The 18,697-nt window shown below is 58.5% G+C and carries 21 protein-coding genes and 1 tRNA gene; 10 read left to right on the top strand and 12 right to left on the bottom strand.

Annotated elements, in window-relative coordinates; genetic code table 11:
- Nucleotides 1–372: 372 nt before the first annotated feature.
- On the bottom strand, nt 373–1,065 hold the full coding sequence (locus HU759_RS22910) for a crotonase/enoyl-CoA hydratase family protein (protein ID WP_017138321.1): 693 nt from the start codon (nt 1,063–1,065) through the stop codon (nt 373–375).
- A gap of 336 nt (nt 1,066–1,401) precedes the next feature.
- Between HU759_RS22910 and HU759_RS22905 the strand changes: the two genes are divergently transcribed.
- From HU759_RS22905 to HU759_RS22880, 6 genes are all read left to right on the top strand, one after another.
- Nucleotides 1,402–1,491, top strand: a tRNA-Ser gene (locus HU759_RS22905).
- A 442-nt stretch (nt 1,492–1,933) separates the two neighbouring features.
- A complete protein-coding gene (locus tag HU759_RS22900; RefSeq protein WP_169985012.1) occupies nt 1,934–2,539 on the top strand; it encodes an RNA polymerase sigma factor in 606 nt (201 codons plus the stop codon).
- A gap of 76 nt (nt 2,540–2,615) precedes the next feature.
- A complete protein-coding gene (locus HU759_RS22895; RefSeq protein ID WP_186617525.1) occupies nt 2,616–3,482 on the top strand; it encodes a patatin-like phospholipase family protein in 867 nt (288 codons plus the stop codon).
- A 487-nt stretch (nt 3,483–3,969) separates the two neighbouring features.
- Nucleotides 3,970–4,590 (top strand): isochorismatase family protein, encoded by a 621-nt coding sequence (locus HU759_RS22890; protein ID WP_169985008.1) that lies wholly within the window; start codon nt 3,970–3,972, stop codon nt 4,588–4,590.
- A 49-nt stretch (nt 4,591–4,639) separates the two neighbouring features.
- Complete coding sequence (locus HU759_RS22885) at nt 4,640–5,374, top strand: isochorismatase family protein (protein WP_186617526.1); 735 nt, start codon at nt 4,640–4,642, stop codon at nt 5,372–5,374.
- A 35-nt stretch (nt 5,375–5,409) separates the two neighbouring features.
- Complete coding sequence (locus HU759_RS22880) at nt 5,410–6,312, top strand: LysR family transcriptional regulator (protein ID WP_026013790.1); 903 nt, start codon at nt 5,410–5,412, stop codon at nt 6,310–6,312.
- Nucleotides 6,313–6,436: 124 nt separating this feature from the next.
- On the opposite strand, the gene HU759_RS22875 is transcribed toward HU759_RS22880, so the two are convergent.
- Nucleotides 6,437–6,706, bottom strand: a complete 270-nt coding sequence (locus HU759_RS22875) for a hypothetical protein (protein ID WP_017138315.1) — start codon at nt 6,704–6,706, stop codon at nt 6,437–6,439.
- Between the two features lie 563 nt (nt 6,707–7,269).
- On the opposite strand from HU759_RS22875, the gene HU759_RS22865 reads away from it, so the two are divergent.
- Nucleotides 7,270–7,728, top strand: a complete 459-nt coding sequence (locus tag HU759_RS22865) for a DUF2442 domain-containing protein (protein WP_186617527.1) — start codon at nt 7,270–7,272, stop codon at nt 7,726–7,728.
- A 69-nt stretch (nt 7,729–7,797) separates the two neighbouring features.
- Here HU759_RS22865 and HU759_RS22860 read toward each other — a convergent pair whose 3' ends face one another.
- The 6 genes from HU759_RS22860 to HU759_RS22835 form a co-directional block, all read right to left on the bottom strand.
- Nucleotides 7,798–8,838: a DMT family transporter gene (locus HU759_RS22860; RefSeq protein WP_176991431.1), complete on the bottom strand. Its 1,041-nt coding sequence runs from the start codon at nt 8,836–8,838 to the stop codon at nt 7,798–7,800.
- Nucleotides 8,839–8,906: 68 nt separating this feature from the next.
- Nucleotides 8,907–9,242: a hypothetical protein gene (locus tag HU759_RS22855; protein WP_017138311.1), complete on the bottom strand. Its 336-nt coding sequence runs from the start codon at nt 9,240–9,242 to the stop codon at nt 8,907–8,909.
- 102 nt (nt 9,243–9,344) lie between these two features.
- Nucleotides 9,345–9,698 (bottom strand): gamma-glutamylcyclotransferase family protein, encoded by a 354-nt coding sequence (locus tag HU759_RS22850; protein WP_099548780.1) that lies wholly within the window; start codon nt 9,696–9,698, stop codon nt 9,345–9,347.
- A gap of 9 nt (nt 9,699–9,707) precedes the next feature.
- Nucleotides 9,708–10,367, bottom strand: coding sequence for a M24 family metallopeptidase (locus HU759_RS22845; RefSeq protein ID WP_099548781.1), 660 nt, complete (start codon nt 10,365–10,367; stop codon nt 9,708–9,710).
- A 130-nt stretch (nt 10,368–10,497) separates the two neighbouring features.
- A complete protein-coding gene (locus HU759_RS22840) occupies nt 10,498–11,076 on the bottom strand; it encodes a DUF4337 domain-containing protein (RefSeq protein ID WP_017134636.1) in 579 nt (192 codons plus the stop codon).
- Between the two features lie 54 nt (nt 11,077–11,130).
- Nucleotides 11,131–12,015, bottom strand: coding sequence for a LysR family transcriptional regulator (locus HU759_RS22835; RefSeq protein WP_169984998.1), 885 nt, complete (start codon nt 12,013–12,015; stop codon nt 11,131–11,133).
- Between the two features lie 93 nt (nt 12,016–12,108).
- Between HU759_RS22835 and HU759_RS22830 the strand changes: the two genes are divergently transcribed.
- Nucleotides 12,109–13,077, top strand: a complete 969-nt coding sequence (locus HU759_RS22830) for an NAD-dependent epimerase/dehydratase family protein (protein WP_169984996.1) — start codon at nt 12,109–12,111, stop codon at nt 13,075–13,077.
- On the opposite strand, the gene HU759_RS22825 is transcribed toward HU759_RS22830, so the two are convergent.
- Complete coding sequence (locus HU759_RS22825; protein WP_176991429.1) at nt 13,037–13,420, bottom strand: DUF2784 domain-containing protein; 384 nt, start codon at nt 13,418–13,420, stop codon at nt 13,037–13,039. The two genes, HU759_RS22830 and HU759_RS22825, sit on opposite strands and share 41 nt — an antisense overlap.
- 221 nt (nt 13,421–13,641) lie before the next feature.
- Here HU759_RS22825 and HU759_RS22820 point away from each other — a divergent pair, with 221 nt between their 5' ends.
- A complete protein-coding gene (locus HU759_RS22820) occupies nt 13,642–14,331 on the top strand; it encodes an HAD-IA family hydrolase (RefSeq protein ID WP_169984992.1) in 690 nt (229 codons plus the stop codon).
- A 90-nt stretch (nt 14,332–14,421) separates the two neighbouring features.
- On the opposite strand, the gene HU759_RS22815 is transcribed toward HU759_RS22820, so the two are convergent.
- Nucleotides 14,422–15,168 carry a 3-oxoacyl-ACP reductase family protein gene (locus HU759_RS22815; RefSeq protein WP_169984990.1) on the bottom strand — a complete coding sequence of 249 codons (747 nt, stop codon included), beginning with the start codon at nt 15,166–15,168 and terminating at the stop codon, nt 14,422–14,424.
- A 105-nt stretch (nt 15,169–15,273) separates the two neighbouring features.
- Here HU759_RS22815 and HU759_RS22810 point away from each other — a divergent pair, with 105 nt between their 5' ends.
- Entirely contained in the window at nt 15,274–16,197 is a 924-nt protein-coding gene (locus HU759_RS22810) for a LysR family transcriptional regulator (protein WP_186617528.1), read from the top strand.
- A gap of 201 nt (nt 16,198–16,398) precedes the next feature.
- Here HU759_RS22810 and HU759_RS22805 read toward each other — a convergent pair whose 3' ends face one another.
- Nucleotides 16,399–17,121 carry an aspartate/glutamate racemase family protein gene (locus HU759_RS22805; RefSeq protein WP_099548786.1) on the bottom strand — a complete coding sequence of 241 codons (723 nt, stop codon included), beginning with the start codon at nt 17,119–17,121 and terminating at the stop codon, nt 16,399–16,401.
- A gap of 13 nt (nt 17,122–17,134) precedes the next feature.
- Complete coding sequence (locus HU759_RS22800) at nt 17,135–18,664, bottom strand: NCS1 family nucleobase:cation symporter-1 (RefSeq protein WP_099548787.1); 1,530 nt, start codon at nt 18,662–18,664, stop codon at nt 17,135–17,137.
- Nucleotides 18,665–18,697: the final 33 nt, after the last annotated feature.

The following is an 18,697-nucleotide window of genomic DNA, read 5'->3' as shown; positions in this document are numbered from 1 at the left end:
GCAATTGCCCCTACAGACGTAGGAGATGGGCGATGTTTAAGCACATGTTTCAACGTATGCCGACATAGCCCGACTAGAGCGGCTAAAGACGTTTCGGATTTATTTGTAAGAAAAAGCCCGACTCAAGGTCGGGCTTTGGCACATCAGCTGTAGGTATCTAGACAATTATTGACGGTGGCCACCTATTCTGTGGCGAGCGGGCTTGCCCCGCGTTGGGCTGCGAAGCAGCCCCAAAACCAGGCCCCGCGTTCTTTCAGGCGAAACCTCAGTGCCTTTACTGGGGCCGCTGCGCAGCCCAACGCGGGGCAAGCCCGCTCGCCACAACAGCCCGCTCAGAACAGATGTTGCCTTTAGCTACTCAGCTATAGGGCATTAGCCCAGGTTGTGGCCCTGATCCTGAATGATTGCATCATCCAAGGCTTCCAACAGTGCCTTACGCACCTTCAACTTGGTGTGTTTGTGGGCGTTCATATTGATCTTCTTCAGCTGCCGCGCAGCCTCCAGGGCCGCTGCGTGCAACTCCTCCGGCGCCACCACCTTATCCAGGAAGCCAGCGCCCAACGCGCCCTGCGGATCAAACATCTCGGCATTGATCACCGAACGATGAAACGCCGATTTACGCAGACGATCCCGCGCCAACTCGATACCGGCGTGGTGCATGGTCATGCCGATCGCCACTTCGTTCAGGCCAATGCTGAACGGGCCTTCCACGCCAATCCGGTAATCCGCCGACAACAGCAGGAACGCACCCTTGGCCACCGCATGCCCAGGGCACGCCACAATCACCGGGAACGGGTGCGACAACAGGCGCCGCGCCAACGTCGAACCCGATGTCACCAGGCCAATGGCTTCTTTAGGCCCAGCGGTCATCACCTTCAAATCATAACCACCCGACAGAATCCCCGGCGTGCCGGTGATGATCACCACCGCCCGATCCTTCTCGGCCTGATCCAGCGCAGCGTTGAACTCAGCAACCACTGCCGGAGAAATGGCGTTTACCTTGCCGTTGCTCAAGGTCAGGGTCGCGATACCGTCTTCGAGGTGGTAGGCAATCAACTCACTCATGACGCGGTTCCTTGTAGGAATTGTTATAGATAGGCTGTTAATAGAAGCGCATGCGCAGACGTTACCCACCACGCCCGCCCCGGTAAAGCGCCGTGACTGACTACACAGTCAGACTTTTCCCGCATTCCCAAGGGTAGACGGCCCGCAGCAGGGCACAGCCGCCGCGCCAGACACCCGCAACCGATGCCCAAGAATGGCAGATTCACCACCCCTCACCGAGCGAGTCCCGGCATAACCGTCTAAGCGCATGAAAATTCTGAAAAAAACCTTTGCCATCAGAAAGGCTTTCGACTACATTAGCGCGCCTCGACAGACTGAACTGGTTTGACGAGATACGGTGAAGTGTCCGAGTGGCTTAAGGAGCACGCCTGGAAAGTGTGTATACAAGAAATTGTATCGAGAGTTCGAATCTCTCCTTCACCGCCACATTCTACAAACACAAACCCCTGATTTTCCTAGTGAAAGTCGGGGGTTTGTGGTTTTTGGCGTCCAAAAAATAGCCCCATGGGGCCGTCATGGGACTAGTGCGCATTTTTGGTGTGTTTTTTGTTCGCGAGATGCATTGCATCTCTGCGCCGTTGATTGGGTATGCGGTTGGCTAACTTTGGCAGGTAGCTGCAACTCAATGGTGTCAATCAAAGCAAAGGCGATTCATTGCCATACCTAATCTCCTCCCTTATTTGATTCTCTGTGCTGTGCATCCAGCGGAGGGATTGATCCGTATGTCCTCTTGAGGGCTCGAGTGCGATGAGTATCCGAGATCATCAAGCGATGCAGTGCGATGAGCGGTTCAGGCATTTCTTGATCCGAACCATCATTCCTGCCAAGGACAGCTACGATCATGATAGGACCACAGTCAGGTACTGCCATGAACGCCACGGATGACGCTCATTTTTTGGACCGCCTATTGCGCGGAGAACAAGACGCATATCGTGATTTGGTGTGCACGCATCAGGGCGCAATGAGGGCCATAGCTTATGGAATCGTGGGGCCGCGCCATGCGGACGATGTAGTGCAAGATGCATGGCTTGCGATTGTGAGAGGCATGGGGAAATTTCAGAGACGATCCAGCTTAAAAACCTGGATGCTAAGGATCACGTCGAATACGGCGAAATGTAGATACAAAGCTCGGCGCAGTGAATCGAACTGTATCCCATGTACCTCTTGGGTTGAAGGAAGAAGCGTTTTATTTGTAGATGATCTTTCCTACACTTCGCCTGGGGCGTTGCATGAAGATAGCCCCGAAGCACTTCTGAGCGAATCCGAGCTATATACTCGAATTAACGTTGCTCTTGAGGCGCTACCGGATCTGCAAAGAAGCGTGTTGATACTGAGAGAGCGCTCTGGATTGGAGCTGGATGAAATTTCTACGCTCCTCGGAATATCGCTGACTAACGTAAGAGTGCTTTTGCACCGAGCGCGTTTAAAGGTTTTTTCGGCAATTGCGGAGTACCAGTCTGTTTTTGATATGTGAGCATCATGGTGATTTCCCAACTGCCTGGATGTTGGCACTCGAAAAATGGTACTGAGATTTCCACTGGAGGTCTGCCATGGCGACTGTAAAAACTGCACTCGTTCTCGCAGGTGGCGGTAGCCTCGGTGCGGTTCAGGTTGGAATGTTGCAAGCTCTTGTGGAAGACGGCATTAGATTCGATCTGGTGGTCGGCGCATCTGTCGGGGCCATCAATGGTGCGTATTTCGCAGCCAGGCCGAATGCGCAGGGGATCGCTGAGCTCGCTGACTTCTGGCGGGGTTTGCGAAAGGCGGATGTGTTTCCATTTTCTGTAATCGACACCCTGACGGCAATATTGCGACGTCGTGGATATCTTCTACGCGCTTCAGCGTTACAACACCTGGTGCGCCGGTCGCTGCCGGTGAAATTGATCGAAGATACTGAGTTGCCTTTGTATATCGTCACCACCAATCTGCTCAGCGGTGCTGAAGAGTTACTTTCCAGTGGCAGTGCTGAACAGGCCTTACTCGCCAGTGCAGCAATCCCGCTGGTGTTTCCACCCGTCCGAATAAGTAACAAACTCTTAATTGACGGTGGCGTGGCTAGCAACACACCTATTGCCAGTGCAATCTCACTAGGGGCCACTCGTGTTGTTATTGTACCAACTGGTTTCGGTTGTGCCTGCCCTAATCCGCCGATCGGGCTCGTTGCATTAGCCTTGCACACACTCAATTTAATGAGCATGCGTCAACTGGTACGTGATATTGAGTTGTACGCTCCGCGGGCGTCTATTCACGTTGTTGCGCCGTTGTGCCCATTAAATGCTTCGGTATTCGATTTCAGCCAAACAGATCAGCTCCTAAAGCGCGCTTACCAGTCGACCCAAACGTGGATTGAGGAAGGTGGGTTAATTCGCACTGGTGTGCCGGATTCGTTACAGGCTCACACCCACACCCAGATATAGGTAAATAGCCCGGGTTTCTAGAAGCGATCGGTCGGTTTCGATTGGCCGATTGCGACGGTTCACGAAAGTTAGATTGAAAGCGAAATTCGAATAACGCCACTTATATAAAACAGGCCCCCCACATCGAAGCCAAGTGTGGGGGGCTTTTTTGTGAGCGTGGATACCAGATCCGGTATGGCTGGTATACCAATCCCACCTCAACTGGCTAACACTGAAAAACGGGACGGATTTATTCAATCGCTCACTTCTCTTGGTGGGCCAGTAAGAAAGTGCTTACACCGCTTCGTGGATCAACACAGGGGTGGCCTGCTCGCCACAATAAAGTGACCTCTTAACTGCCTGATATTAGCTGGACACGACCGGTTTATTTCGCAATAAATGTGCAGTTTTTGCACAGATATTGTTCATTCCTGTGTGTATTTCAAACATGAAAGCCCCCCTTAAACTCGACGCCACTCACCCCGTCACGGTTTAAGGAAACGCACAAATGACCAACCCCTCTCAACCGACCATCCGCGCAATGTCTGGCGCAACACCCGTCACCCAGCTTGATCCAGCCACCACCGCACTGTTGGTCATCGATTTCCAGAACGAATATTTCAACGGCAAGATGCCGATCCCCGACGGCGCCACCGCGTTACATAACGCCCAGTGCCTGATCGAATTCGCCGACCAGCAGAAGATCCCGGTCATTCACATCCAGCACCTCGCGCCAGCCGGTTCTGCAGTGTTTGCCCAGGACGGCAACACCGTCGATTTCCACCCACTGATGCAGCCGCGCGCTCAAGACACACTGGTGCAGAAGACCAGCGTCAGCGTGTTCGCCAGCACTGACCTGCACAACCAACTTCAGCACCAGGGCATCCGTACCCTGATCATCTGCGGCCTGATGACTCACGCCTGTGTCGCGGGTGCGGCCCGTGATGGTGCGGCATTGGGCTACGCCATTGTGGTTGCTAGCGATGCCTCGGCAACCAGGGCAATCACCCGTGCCAACGGTGAGTCGGTGACCCAGGACCAACTGCATGCCTCGGCACTCGCTGAAATTGAAGACACCTTTGGTGACGTGCTGACCACGTCCCAAGTCATCGGCTTGTCTGTGCGCTAACGGTCGGCCTTTCAGCACCCTAATTCAACTCGTCAAACAGGACTGCATCATGACTTGCACATTCGCCACTCCATCGAGCCGCCTTCTGCCCAAGCTGTTCAAATCTGCCGTCATCGGCCTGGGCTTGATGATGGGCCTCGGCCAGTTTGCTGCCGCCGCCGAGGCACCGGCTAACCCACACCCAACCATTCGCGCCATGTTCGGTGCCAAGCCAACTGACAAACTGGACGCCAAGACCACCGCACTGTTGGTGATCGACTTCCAGAATGAGTACTACACCGGCCGCATGCCGATCCCGGATGGCATGAAAGCCCTGGAAAACACCCAGCGCCTGATTGCCTTCGCAGACAAGGAACACATCCAGGTGATCCACGTGCAGCACATCGCTCCAAATGGCGCCGCAGTATTTGCCAAAGATGGCAAGACCGTGGATTTCCATCCGCTGATGAAGCCGCGCCCACAAGATAAGGTGATTCAGAAAACCACCGTCAGCGTGTTCGCCAGCACCGATATTGATGCCCAGCTGAAGAAAGCCGGGATCAAGACGCTGATCATTTCCGGCCTGATGACCCACGCCTGTGTCGCCGCTGCAGCCCGCGACGCCACGCCGTTGGGCTACGACGTTGTGGTAGCATCCGACGCCACGGCAACCCGCGCCATCACTCGCGCCAATGGGCGTTCGGTGACCAAAGACCAACTGCATGACTCGGCGCTGGCCGAGATCGAAGACACCTTCGGTTCAGTGCTGACCACCGCGCAAATCGTCGCCTTGCCGGTTCACTGATCAGCCTGATCACTCATTGGAGTAACGCCCGCTTCATGAATCAGCTATCTGCCATGCGCGCCTTTCGGTGCATTGTCGAGGCCAAGGGCTTCTCTGCTGCGGCAGAGCGGCTGGACACTACCCACTCGACGATATCTCGGCAGTTGCAGCAGCTGGAACTTGAACTGGGCGTTCAGTTGATCAACCGCAATACCCGACGTTTCAGCCTGACCGGCCCTGGGGAGCAGTACTTCGCAGCCTGTGTCGATATTCTTGACCGCCTCGATGCAGCTACCCAGGCCATGGCACAGGGGCATCAGCGCCCCGAAGGCCTGTTGCGGGTCAGTGTGCCGCTGGTGGTGGGCACGCTGGATTTGCCGCACTGGCTGCCGGGGTTTCAGAAGCGTTATCCCGATATCGAACTTGAGCTGTGCTGCGACGACAAATTCGTTGACCTGGTGGCCGAGGGCTTCGATGTCGCCATCCGCATCGCCAGCGCTTTGGGCGATACCACCCTGATCGCTCGCACCCTCACCGTTTCAAAACGCGTGCTGGTGGCGTCGCCTGCCTACATCCACACCCACGGTTTACCGCGCACCGCCCAGGAACTCGACGAGCACCGCTTGCTGAGGTTTGTCGGGGAGGCGTCAGACTGGCAACTCACCTCGGCCCGTGGTGCAACCGTGAGCGTCACGCCCAAAGGCCAATTCAAGACCAACACCATCACTGCCTTGCACGCCGCCACACTGGCCGGCGCCGGCATCGGCTGCTTTACGCATGCGACGGTGCGCAACAACCTGGCTCAAGGGCAACTGGTGCCCATCCTGCCCAACTACTCGATGGGCGAGTGGCGTTATTACGCGCTGTACCCGCAATCCCGGCACTTGGCGCCCAAGGTCAGGGCGTTTGTGGATTACATGGCGGATTTTTACCAGGTGGATGCTAAAGCCGCTGTCTGAGAAAGGAAAAGGACAGATTTATTTGAGTCTCGTCACGCACTCCGTGCGAGGCAATCGAACCCCTGATTTCGGGAGAAACCAGGGGTTTTGTGATCTCTGGAGTTTGAAAACTGCCGTTTCTAGATCACGCGCCGGGCATATCCATGCGCCGGCCTATCACGTCCAGCAAATCGCAGCCGTCGCGTAACGGGATTGAGCACAGCAGGGCAAAATCACTGAGAACAACGGCATCACTACTGATCTCGCTGCGCAGTGCAAGGTTCTCAAGGACTTGGGTGACGGCACGCAGCCGAAAACTCGCGGCGTCGAGGAGGATTTCCAGGGGGACGGTGGTATCGACAAAAAGGGCGGGGGTGGCGCTGTCGTTGCTGGTGAGGGCTATGTATTGGTTCATGCGTTAAATCCATTGAGACAAAGATAATAACGACGGAGTTTTCATGGTCTACAGCCAAAAATGGCAGTCGCCTGAAATAGCGTCGTTTACATTCCGTCTTATCATCGAGTCGCCAAACCCGGCCGCCATATGGGCGACCGAGTGACTATAGGCTCGACGATTTTGAAGTGCGAGGCCGACGCTTCTGAACGGTTTGTAGGACGTTGCCTGGATTGCTGGGCATGGGCAGTCCTACCTACGAACCCTGCAACCTCGGGAGTGGCAAATCGAGTAAACGTTTGAAATTACAATTGTGCTAGGGAAATTTTTTCTCTAGCGTCCGTCTCCATGGCGACCCTTCGCAGTGAACGAAGCTGGAAATAAAAATCTATCCCGACGACCACGCGCCGCCGCACTTTCACGTGCAAACGCCGGATGGCGAGTCGTTGGTCCAGATAGAAGGGCTTGTTGTGCTCGGTACAGGGGCAGAAACAAAGGCCTTGAAAGCCGCCCTGCTTTGGGCAAAAGCTCATATCGCGGATCTCAAGCGCGTATGGGATGAACAAAACCGGAGGAACTGACTTATGACCAGCAAGCTTCGCATCTCTGCTGTGCAACCAGTTGCCGGCAAGCATGCCTTACAGATCGAATGGAATAACGGCAAGCGGCATACCGTTGATCTTCTCGATCATATAAATGCCTTTCCGATCCTCAAACCTCTTCTGGATTTGGCTCGATTTAGCCAAGTAGAAGTCGGTGAGTGGGGGTTTGATGTGACGTGGGGTAACGACCTCGAACTGTCAGCTGTCACGCTGCACCGTCTAGCATTGGAGCAATCCGGTGAGGTGATGCTGACACAGGATTTCCGGCAGTGGATGCTCAGTAACAACCTGTCCCTTTCCGCAGCGGCTGTGGAGTTGGGGTTCTCTCGCAGGACCATCACCGCCTATAGCAGCGGCGCTGCTTTGATTCCCAAGCATGTGGGGCTGGCGTGCAAGGGCTGGGAGTACGAGCATAAAGGTTACAAGGGGCGCTACGCCTGAACGTAACCGTATTTCGCTAAAAGGGCGGCCAATCGAGCCGCCCTAATACATTTTGTGAACTGCCGGCCCTCAATGCCGATGCCGATGATGCACATCCGGAAAATGCGCATGGCTATGCCGCATCACACTATGAACGTGCACATGGCTATGCGGCTGCGCCGGGTCCCACTCAAACCCGTGCTCATGCTGATGATGTTCATCATGCACATGCCGATGCCCATGTTCCGTCGCTTCATGCAGATGCTCATGGGCATGCCGCTCCGTCAGGTGCAGCCACACGCCCACGGCCATCAGCGCGGATGCAATCCAGAACGCCACCGTTACCGATTCCCCAAATGCCAGCAGGGCAACAGCCGCGCCGAGGAACGGCGCCGTCGAGAAGTAAGCGCCCGTGCGTGCGCTGCCCAACCCCCGCAACGCCAGCACGAACATGACCAGGCTGATGCCATACCCCAAAAAACCAACCAACAAGATCGGCGCCAGCTGTGCCATCCCTGGAATCTGCGCGCCGAGGTAAAGCGCCAGGCTGCCATTCACCAGCCCGGCTATCAAGCCCTTGGCGCCGGCGATAAACAGCGCGTCCGAGGCCGAGACTTTGCGCGTCAGGTTGTTATCAATCCCCCAGCACACGCACGCCAGCGCCACGGCAAACGGCCCGGTCCAGTCGTGGCTGGCGCCGCCGCCGTCGGACCATGACAGCACCACGCCGCCCAGCACGATCGCGAGCATGCCGAGGACGATGCGGCGGTCGGCGTTTTCTCTGAACACCAGCCAGGCGATCACGGCAGTCAGCACCGATTCAAGGTTGAGCATCAGGGAGGCGGTCGCGCCGGCGGTGCGCGTGAGGCCGAACATCAAGGCAACCGGGCCGAGGATGCCACCGAAGGCGATGGCGCCGAGCAGCCAGGGCCATTCAGCACGGGTCAGCCCGCTGGGTTTCCAGCCGCGATCACGGATAAGGCGCACGCAGGCCAGGCCTAGACCGCTGCCGAGGTAGAGCAGGCCGGCGAGCAGTACGGGCGAAAGGTTCAGGCCGAGGCTTTTGGCGAGCGGCGTGCTGGCGCCGAACAGGGCAGCAGCGGCGAGTGCGTAGAGAATACTGAGGTTCATGGGCCGTCCTCGAATGGTTGGCCCATGATACGTCGCTTGCCAGGGTCTGCGCCCTGACAACTTGATACTTACTGCGCGGTTTTCAGCTTGATCACATCACCCGAAATCTTGGTGGTGTAACCATTCAGTACCCAGGCCCAGAACCATTTTTCCTGCACTTGGGTGTTGATCAGCGCGTCGCCGCCTTTGGCCTTGATGGCGGCATCCTGGGCGCGCACGAAGCGGTTGTTCTGGCCGATCGGGATGACGCCGAGCAACATGATGCCGGTGGCACTGCCTTCACTGTGGCCCAAAACGGTGTATTGGCTGCTGTCGTACTGCGGGGATTTGATGGCGGTGCCGGTGCAGCCTGCGAGGGTGAAACCGAGAACAGCTGCTGCAACTACTTTACTGACGTACTTCACTGTGAAACTCCATGGACTGACCCTCGGGATTCAATTCTCGAGGGGGCGCTACTTTAATTCCTGCATTGGCAGATTGAAATCAATTACCTGGATGTTTCATTTTCACACCTGCACGTACACCCACGCTGTAAGACCCGAAGCCAACGCCACGGACACGCGCTTATAGTCCGACACCTCATACGCATCCGCTGCCGCCAGTTCCTGCTCGTTAATCTGAAAGACCATGCCTTCAACGCTGGCAGCTTTTTCCTCGGTGCGCGCGACAATCGGGTGATGGGTCTTGCCGCTGGTGGCGAGCACTTGCGGGTCGGTAATTTCTACCCAGCTTTGCGCATAGCCGAGCATGGCGTCGTGCTGGCCGACCAGTTCCCGGCCGAAGTTGGCCAGTTGCACGGCCTTGTCCTGCAAGGTGCCGTAGGAAAACAGCAGCACGGGAAATTGGGTGGAGCGTTCCATGGATGTTCCTTAAGCGAGTAGGTCTTCGTAAAAAGCGCCGTAGGGCTTGCTCGGGTGGGCGATCTGGATTTCCAGGATCCACAGCCCGGCATTCGGGTAATGCTCGAAATCGCCCAGGTCGCCGCCGCGATGGATGGCATGGGGGAAGTCGCTGACGCGGTGGCCCTTGATGTCGAGGTTCAAGCGCCAGCCCATGGCTTGGGCTTGCTCTTGGGCGTAGCGGTAAAGCTCAAGGCCTGCGACCTGGTCGTTTTGCCAGCGCGATTGTACGCGGTCGAACAGCGCCTTGGCGGCGTTGGCGCAGGCGATCATGTCCGCGTCGTTGCCAACGGTGAAGGTGGCTCCGGCGTCGCCTTCATGGCCTTGCCACACGGCGCCCATGTCGATGAGGAAGATATCGTTTTCAGCCAGCACCGGGTCGCCTTCGGAGCGTTGGTTGAAAGCCTTGAGGGTGTTGGCGCCGAAACGCACCAGCAGCGGGTGCCAGATGCGTTGCATGTCGAGCTCAGTGAGTACCTGTTTGCCCAGCTCGCGAGCCTCGGATTCAAGCATGCCGGGGCGGATGCGTTGGGCGAGGTGTTCGATGGCTTGCCAGGTCATGGCTTGGGCGTAGCGCATGGCGTCGATGCTGTAGGCGGCGCCCACGGCTTCTTTGGGTTGTGCAGTCACCGGTGTTCCCTCGCAGTCAGGCTGTGCTGGTCGTTATGCGTTTTACTATATAGCGATGCCGAGATGGAACCCAACCGTTAAAACACCACAGATCAAATGTGGGAGCAGGCAAGCCAGCTCCCACATGCTGTCAGAGGTGCAGCCAGGCCAGGCTACCCAGCACCATCGCCACTCCACCTGCGGTGTAGGACAGGCGCTTGAGCCACTCTTTACGCGTCAACAACGTAATCGCCGCCAACGAAATCGCGATCTGAATCGCGGTCATTGCCTGCGCCCAGCGGTGATGCTGGTGCAGTGCCTCTTCGGATTTCTGGTCCCATTCCTTGGATGTCGCCTCAAGCTTCTCGGCCTGTTTGCGCACCTCCTCCTTCTGGCCCTTGTAGCGCTCGATTTCGTCCTTGTAATGCGCGGCATCTACACCCGGAATATGCGTGGCCAGCTCCGCCAGGTTCTGGCGGCTGGATTTGGCCTGGTAGTAGTTCCACTGGTTGGCGGCTTCGGTCTTGATGATGGCGGCGTTGTTCTTGTCCATGGCCGCTTCGCTTTCGGTGGAGCCGGCCTGGTAGCTGAGCATGGCACCCAGGGTGGCCATCAACGCGGTCATTACGGCGATGCGGCTGGCGAAATTGTCACCGCGCCCGTGCGCATGTTCGGTGGTGTGTTCGATGTGTTTTTCGTGGGGGCTGGGGACTTCGAAGGCTTCGGACATGGGGGCGTCTATGAAGGGACTGAGGGAGACTGATTCTTTACCAGTGAAGCTGTCTCAATCCTGTACGTAACGCTGCAAACCTTGCACCAGCGCGTCGAATGTCACCCGGCAGCGCGGGCTGTTGCGCAGGTCTTCGTGCATGGTCACCCAGGTGTCCAATTTGAGCGCAAAGCCATCGGGCAGTACCCGGCGCAAACGCGGGTCGCGCTTGGCCAGTTGCACCTGGCAGCCGCCGATACCGGCACCGGCGCGGATCAGCGCCAATTGCGCCAGGTCGCTGTCGCTGCTGATGGCGAAGGCGCTGCGTTCAAAGCCCTTGATCGCCAGGCTGCGGATAAACGCGTTTTCCTGGTCGAAGCCGATCACTGAATGGCCAGCCAGGTCTTGCATCTGCAAAGGGGCGCCCTGCAGTTGCAGGTAATCGTCGCGGGCGTGCAGTCCCACTTCGATCAGGCCGACGCGCTGCGCCAGCAGTTGCTCCTGGCTGGGGCGGACCATCCGCACGGCGATGTCGGCCTCCAATTGCAGCAGGTCGCTGAGGCGGTTGGTCAGCACCAGTTCAACCCGCAAGTGCGGGTGCTCGCGGCGCAATTGGGTGATGATCGGCGGCAGTACTTCCACGCCGACCACCTCGCTGGCCGACACCCGCACCACCCCGCGCACTTCATCGCCGTGGGCAGACGCGGCGCGCTCCAGGGCCGCGGCAGTGCGTTCCATGGTTTCGGCATGGGCGCGCAAGGTGTGGGCCACCGCCGTCGGCAACAGCCCGGCAGGCGAACGGGTAAACAGCACCACGCCCAGTTCGGCTTCGAGCGCCGCGATGTGCCGGCCCACCGTAGGCTGTGTGATACCGAGCTGCCGCGCGGCACCCGATAACGATCCCTCCTTGAGTACGCCAAGGAACGACCGGTAAAGCTCCCATCCAATAGTCGATGCCATGCATAAATGTATAGCGGCTGGATGGTCTTGGGCAATTTATCTATAGCAAGGCTGCACACACAATGGCCTCACCAACTAATGCAGGAGAAGGTCATGAGCAAGGTTCTGGTACTGGGGGCAACCGGCGGGATCGGCGGTGAAGTGGCGCGGCAACTGCACGCGGCAGGCTGGGAGGTGTGTGCACTGACGCGGGATGTGGGCAAGGCGCGCCGCGCGAATGCCGACTTTTCCTGGATCGAGGGCGACGCGCTCAACCGTGATGAGGTACGCGCCGCGGCCCGTGGTTGTGCGGTGATCGTACATGCCGTCAACCCACCGGGTTACCGCAATTGGGCTGAGCTGGTCATGCCGATGATCGACAACAGCATTGCGGCGGCCATCGCCGAGGGCGCGACGATTGTGTTGCCGGGCACGGTCTACAACTTCGGGCCGGATGTGTTTCCGGTGCTGTATGAAGATTCGCCGCAGCACCCGCAAACGCGCAAGGGGGCTATCCGCGTACAACTCGAGCAGCGTCTGGAACAGGCGTCCCGCCGTGGCGCCCGTGTGTTGATTGTGCGCGCCGGGGATTTTTTCGGCGCTCGGGTGGCCAACAACTGGTTTGCCCAAGGCTTGATCAAACCCGGTAAACCGGTACACGCCATCAGTTATCCGGGCGCACCGGGTGTGGCGCATCAATGGGCTTATTTGCCGGATGTGGCGCGCACCATGGTCGAGTTGCTTGAACGCCGGTCAACCCTGGAGGCTTTTGCGCGCTTTCATATGGCCGGGCATATGGACACGGATGGCACGCAGATGACCCAGGCGATCCAGCAGGAGGTGTTGCGCAGGACGGGCCAGCAACCACGCGTAGGTCGTTTCCCATGGTGGTTGCTGAAAGTGGCCGCGCCCTTTGTCGTCACCCTTCGCGAAATGCAGGAGATGCGTTACCTGTGGCAAACCCCATTGCGTCTGGAAAACACGCGCTTGGTCGCGGCTTTGGGGCGCGAGCCGCACACGCCGCTGGAGCAGGCGGTGGAAGCTACGTTGCTCGGTCTGGGGTGTTTGCCTGACGCTGTCTGATCAAGCGTACATACACCGCACTGTTGATCAGCAACACCACGGCGCCCAGCCCCAGTTGAATCTGTGGGGTCAGCCCGTCCGGGTAGATCAGCGTAAGAATGTAATGCTCGATAAAACCGCCGCCATAACCGTCCTGCCCGGCGAGGTGGCGCAGCAGGTTCTCCCAGCGGGTCAGCGGGCAGGGCAGGTGGAACACTTCCACTGCCACGCCCCAGGCCGCGGCGGGCAGGTGCAGCCACATCACCGGCCGCCACTTGAGGGCCAGCAACCCGCCAAACAGCACGAACAGGATAAAACACAGGTGGAACAGCACCAGGCTGTCGGCGGCAATGCGATAGAGCATGAAGAGGTTCGCTTTTATCAAGGCTGGAGGTGAGTTTGCAGGTAGTCGATAAACACGCGCAGCTTTTTCGGTGTGTTGCTGCGGTTGAAGTCATACAAGTACAGCGCATTGTGGGCACCTTGAATAGCGCCGCAGGGTGGAGGGCCGCCAAGGTTGCTTACCTACGCTGTAGGCCGCTATTGTGCTGAAACCTTTTAGTCCTTCCCCAAGGTGCTGTTGCGATGAATGTACCGCGTACTCCAGTCGGTCCGATCAAGGCCGTGATTTTCGATATGGACGGGTTGTTGCTGGACACTGAAGGTATCTACACCGAAGTCACACAGATTATCGCCGAACGCTACGGCCGCACCTACGACTGGGGCATCAAGCAGCACATCATCGGCCGGGGCGCTCAGGACCTGGCTGAATATGTGGTGAAGGCGCTGGACTTGCCGATCACCCCGGCAGAGTTTCTGCTGATTCGCGAACCGCTGATGAGCGAGCGTTTCCCCAAGGCCTTGGGCATGCCGGGTGCCGAAGCGCTGGTGCGACATTTGAAGGCGCACAACATCCCGATTGCCGTGGGCACCAGTTCGTCGCGCAATTCGTTTGGCCACAAGACCACCTTGCACCGTGAGTGGTTTGGCTTGTTCGGCACGATCGTCACCGCCGATGACCCAGAAGTGGGTGCCGCCAAGCCCGCGCCGGATATCTTCCTCACTGCCGCCCGCCGCTTGGGTGTCGCGCCCGAGGATTGCCTGGTGTTTGAAGACTCGCCGTTTGGCGTGACCGCCGCCAAGGCTGCCCACATGACCGCCATCGCCGTGCCCGATGAAGCCATGGCCGACAGCAAGTACCAGCATGCCGACCAGATCATCCGCAAGCTGGCGGACTTCGACCTGGCGGCCTACGGCTTGCCACCAATGTCCTGACCCAACACGGTCAAAAAAATGTGGGAGCTGGCTTGCCTGCGATAGCGTCCTCAAGATCGCCATCGCAGGCAAGCCAGCTCCCACATTTGGTTATGCGCTGAAACCACCATCAATGGTCAAGCTCGCACCCGTGATGTAGCCCGCCTCCGGACCGGCCAGATACGCCACGAAGCTGGCAATCTCTTCGACCTGCCCATACCGCCCAACCGCCATCAAGCCAATCAAACTCGCTGCAAACTCACTGTCTGCCGGGTTCATATCGGTATCCACCGGCCCAGGCTGCACATTGTTAATGGTGATGCCACGCGGTCCCAGATCCCGTGCCAGGCCCTTGGTCAGCCCCACCAGCGCCGCCTTGCTCATCGCATACGGCCCGCCACCGCCAAACGGCATGCGCTCGGCATTGGTGCTGCCGATATTGATCACGCGGCCGCCTTCACCCATGTGTTTGGCCGCTTCCTGAGTGGCGATAAATACACTGCGCACATTGATCGTCAGGGTCTGGTCGAAGTCTTCCAGCTTGAAATCTTCCAGTGGCGCGATGGCCAGCACACCGGCGTTGTTCACCAGGATATCCAGGCGCCCAAAGGCTTCGACGGTGGCGTTGACGGCGTTGCGAATCGCCGTGGCATCGGCACTGTCGGCCTGAATGGCCAAGGCTTTGCCGCCTGCGCTGATCACGCTGTTTTGCAGTGCCTCGGCCTTGGCGGCAGAGCTGACGTAGGTAAAAGCAACGGCTGCACCTTGCGCTGCCAGGCGTTTGACGATGGCGGCGCCAATACCGCGGGAACCGCCCTGGATCAATGCAACTTTGCCGCTGAGATTGTGTGTGGTCATGTCGTTCTCCAAGTAGTTGATGGACCGAGTATCGGCCTCACCCACCCAGGCCGGTAGACCGTGATTGCTATAGTCTGTGTAAACCAAAAGTTTAGAGTGGTCGATATGGAGAGCTTTGGCAGTATCGAATGTTTTGTGCGCAGCGCCGAAGGTGGCAGCTTTGCCGAAGCCGCCCGGCATCTGAGTTTGACCCCGGCGGCGGTCGGTAAAAGCGTCGCCAAGCTGGAAGCACGCCTGGGTGTTCGGCTGTTTCAGCGTAGCACCCGGCGGCTGACGCTGACGGAAGCCGGCAAGCTGTTTCTCGAAGAAGTCAGCGCCAGCCTCACCACCATCCAGAATGCCGTGGCTAACTTGGCCAGCGCCGAAGGGCGGCCGGTGGGCACCTTGAAAGTCAGCATGGGCACGGTGGTGGGGTGTTTGTACATCGTGCCGTTGCTGGGCGAGTTTCTGAAGCGCTTCCCGGGTATCAGCCCCGACTGGCATTTTGATAACCGTCAGGTCGATCTGATTGGGCAGGGCTTTGACGCCGCACTGGGCGGTGGGTTTGAGCTGCCTCAGGGGGTGGTCGCACGCAAGCTCGCGCCGGCGCATCGAGTGCTGGTGGCCTCGCCCGATTACCTGACGGCACATGCGGAGGTTGTGCAGCCGGCAGACCTTGAGCACTGCGATGGCATCCTGATTCGTTCGCCACAAACCGGCCGTGTGCGTTCCTGGCAACTGACCGGTCGCCACGGCGAGCACGGCCCGTTGCACCTCAAGGCGCGCATGACCATGAGCGATTCCCAGGCGGCCTGCGTCGCGGCAGACCAGGGGTTGGGCATTGCGCTGGTGAGCATGCCGTTTGCCGTGCCTTGGCTGGCGAGCGGTAAGTTGGTACGCGTACTGCCCGATTGGTATGTCGACGACGGCAACATCTCCATCTACTACGCCGAACACAAACTACTGCCCGGCAAGACCCGGGCGTTTGTGGATTTCATCATCGAGCAGTTTACCGAGCAGAAACTGGGGCAAGCGTTCAGCGCGATTTGATCACTACCATCTACCGAGTCGCGGCCATCGTCTGTAGTAAGGCGCCCGTTGTGGCGAGCAGGCTTGCCCTGCGTTGGGCTGCGAAGCAGCCCCAAATCCAGGCGCTGAGTACTTTCAGAAGGAACTTCAGTGTGTTTACTGGGGCCGCTGCGCAGCCCAACGCAGGGCAAGCCTGCTCGCCACAGGAGAATATGGATGCCTTCAGCGGTGGCCTGGCCAGCCGATCACCTTCTTCGGCCGTGGTGTTGCATAAGTCCTGATTTTCGACGTCGACAACCCCAGGCGCACCAGCGATTCGGCAATGGTGACCGCCGCCGTGACGCCGTCCACCACCGGCACGCCGGTACGCTGGCGAATCTGCTCATCCAGCCCGGCCATGCCGCCGCAGCCCAGGCAGATCACTTCGGCCTTGTCGTCGCGAATGGCCAGCTCCGCCTCGCGCACGATGGCTTCCATGGCGGCCAGCGGGTCTTCTTCCAGCTCCAGCACCGCCATGCCGCTGGCGCGCACCGAGGCGCAGCGTTGATAGAGACCTGCGAGTTTCAGGCGGTCTTCGATCAACGGCACGGTGCGGTCCAGGGTGGTGACCACCGAATAGGCATGGCCCAGAAACATCGCCGTGCTGGCCGCCGCTTCTGTGATGTCCACCACCGGCACGTTGAGCAATTCCTGCAAACCTTCACGGCCATGTTCGCCGTAGCCGGCCTGGATCACCGCATCAAACGGTTGGTCGTAGGCCATCACCCGGTCCATCACGGCGATGGCGGCCAGGTAGCTTTCAAAGTTGCCTTCCACCGATTCGGCGCCAAAGTACGGGGTAAGCCCGACGATTTCGGTGCCTGGTGAAGCCACAGCCCGCGCCTGCTGGGCGATGGTGTCGGTGATTGACGCGGTGGTGTTGACGTTGACCACGAGGATGCGCATGGAATGTCCTTGATTAATGACTGGCGTTATCGACTGCAATGCTTTCGCCGCTGACATCGGCGTAGAACGTTTGGCGCTTGGCGATCAGCAAGTACAACAGCCCTGCAATACCGGCGCCAAACAGCCAGGAAAACGGTGCGACGCTGGCAAAACCGGGTAACAGTGCCAGCAGAATGGCGATGATTGCCGCAGGAATAAACGCCGCGACCGCGCGTAAATTGACCCCACGGCTGTAGTAATAAACGCCATTCGGGTCTTCGCTATACAGCTGCAGTACATCCACCTGGCTTTTACGGATCAGCCAATAATCGACCATGATCACCCCATACAACGGCCCCAGCAGCGCACCCAGCCCGGAGAGGAAATACACGATCACCAGCGGGCTGTTGTAGAGGTTCCACGGCAGGATCAGCACCGCCACGGTGGCGCTGATCAGCCCGGCCCGCCGGAAGTTCAGGTACTTGGGCGCCAGGTTGCTGAGCACAAAGGCTGGCGCGACAAAGTTGGCCATGATGTTCACCGCCACGGTAACGATCAGGAACGCCAGGCAGCCGAGCACGAGGAAGAAGGTATTGGGGATGGCCGCAATGATTTCGGTCGGGCTTTCGATCACCCGGCCATTGAGCTGGAACTGCCCGCCGCAGAGCAACACGGTGATCGCGGCAAACACCAGAATATTTACCGGCAAACCCCAGAAGTTACCGACCAGGATGGTCTTGCGGCACGGCGAGGAGCGCGCGAAATCGCAAAAATTGAGGATCAGCGTGCCATAGATGCTCAGCCACAGCGCGCCACCGGCAAAGATGTTGCGCCACATCTCGCCACCGCTCAAAGGCTCGCGGATCGACCAGGCAATATTGCCGCCGACCTGGAAGTACATCCAACCGGCCAGCGAAGCCACGGTCACCAGAATCACCGGCCCGGCGAAGGCTTCATAGCGGCGCACCATTTCCATGCCGTACGCCAGGATCGCCAGTTGCACAAACCAGATCGTGATGAAACACGCCCAACCCAAGGTCGACAGGCCGAGAATGGAGTTGTGGTCATAGTCGGAAAATCCTGGATGAATTGCCGACAGCAACACACGGAAAACCACCGAGGCCAGGTAGGTCTGGATACCAAACCAGGCAATCGCAATCACCGCACGGATCAACGCCGGGATCTGCGCACCATGGATGCCGAAACTGATACGACTGATCACCGGAAACGGCACGCCGGTTTTCTGGCCCATAAACCCCGACAAGTTCATGAAGAAATACACCAGCGCTGCGCCGATCCCCAGGGACAGCAGAATCTGCCAGCCGCCGAGGCCCAGCGCATACAGGCCGATGGCAAACGAATAGTTGGCGATGTTGTGCACGTCGTTGGTCCACAACGCGAAGATGCTGTAGCGCCCCCAGCGTCGTCCTTCGGCTTTGGTGGGAGCCAGGTCCTTGTTATGCAGGCGCGGGCTGAGCACCAATGGGCCGGGGCTTGCGGCCTCGAGATTCAGGGCGGAGGAGGGCAGATCCAGTGCGATGTCATTCGAGAGGCTTGTACGCATTCCGGCAGGCTCCGGCGCATCTGCAGGAACGCT

It is taken from the genome of Pseudomonas sp. OE 28.3 (assembly GCF_014268205.2).
GTDB classification, from domain to species: domain Bacteria; phylum Pseudomonadota; class Gammaproteobacteria; order Pseudomonadales; family Pseudomonadaceae; genus Aquipseudomonas; species Aquipseudomonas edaphica.
Note: the sequence above shows the minus strand (reverse complement) of the source record. Positions and strands in the feature narration are given on the sequence as shown.

Coding starts and splice junctions, on each gene's coding strand:
- HU759_RS22900 (WP_169985012.1), top strand. CDS start 1,934: ATGAACGCCACGGATGACGCTCATTTTTTGGACCGCCTATTGCGCGGA.
- HU759_RS22815 (WP_169984990.1), bottom strand. CDS start 15,168: ATGACCACACACAATCTCAGCGGCAAAGTTGCATTGATCCAGGGCGGT.
- HU759_RS22835 (WP_169984998.1), bottom strand. CDS start 12,015: ATGGCATCGACTATTGGATGGGAGCTTTACCGGTCGTTCCTTGGCGTA.
- HU759_RS22860 (WP_176991431.1), bottom strand. CDS start 8,838: ATGAACCTCAGTATTCTCTACGCACTCGCCGCTGCTGCCCTGTTCGGC.
- HU759_RS22810 (WP_186617528.1), top strand. CDS start 15,274: ATGGAGAGCTTTGGCAGTATCGAATGTTTTGTGCGCAGCGCCGAAGGT.
- HU759_RS22820 (WP_169984992.1), top strand. CDS start 13,642: ATGAATGTACCGCGTACTCCAGTCGGTCCGATCAAGGCCGTGATTTTC.
- HU759_RS22800 (WP_099548787.1), bottom strand. CDS start 18,664: ATGCGTACAAGCCTCTCGAATGACATCGCACTGGATCTGCCCTCCTCC.
- HU759_RS22805 (WP_099548786.1), bottom strand. CDS start 17,121: ATGCGCATCCTCGTGGTCAACGTCAACACCACCGCGTCAATCACCGAC.
- HU759_RS22890 (WP_169985008.1), top strand. CDS start 3,970: ATGACCAACCCCTCTCAACCGACCATCCGCGCAATGTCTGGCGCAACA.
- HU759_RS22875 (WP_017138315.1), bottom strand. CDS start 6,706: ATGAACCAATACATAGCCCTCACCAGCAACGACAGCGCCACCCCCGCC.
- HU759_RS22830 (WP_169984996.1), top strand. CDS start 12,109: ATGAGCAAGGTTCTGGTACTGGGGGCAACCGGCGGGATCGGCGGTGAA.
- HU759_RS22850 (WP_099548780.1), bottom strand. CDS start 9,698: ATGGAACGCTCCACCCAATTTCCCGTGCTGCTGTTTTCCTACGGCACC.
- HU759_RS22910 (WP_017138321.1), bottom strand. CDS start 1,065: ATGAGTGAGTTGATTGCCTACCACCTCGAAGACGGTATCGCGACCCTG.
- HU759_RS22865 (WP_186617527.1), top strand. CDS start 7,270: ATGACCAGCAAGCTTCGCATCTCTGCTGTGCAACCAGTTGCCGGCAAG.
- HU759_RS22880 (WP_026013790.1), top strand. CDS start 5,410: ATGAATCAGCTATCTGCCATGCGCGCCTTTCGGTGCATTGTCGAGGCC.
- HU759_RS22840 (WP_017134636.1), bottom strand. CDS start 11,076: ATGTCCGAAGCCTTCGAAGTCCCCAGCCCCCACGAAAAACACATCGAA.
- HU759_RS22825 (WP_176991429.1), bottom strand. CDS start 13,420: ATGCTCTATCGCATTGCCGCCGACAGCCTGGTGCTGTTCCACCTGTGT.
- HU759_RS22885 (WP_186617526.1), top strand. CDS start 4,640: ATGACTTGCACATTCGCCACTCCATCGAGCCGCCTTCTGCCCAAGCTG.
- HU759_RS22895 (WP_186617525.1), top strand. CDS start 2,616: ATGGCGACTGTAAAAACTGCACTCGTTCTCGCAGGTGGCGGTAGCCTC.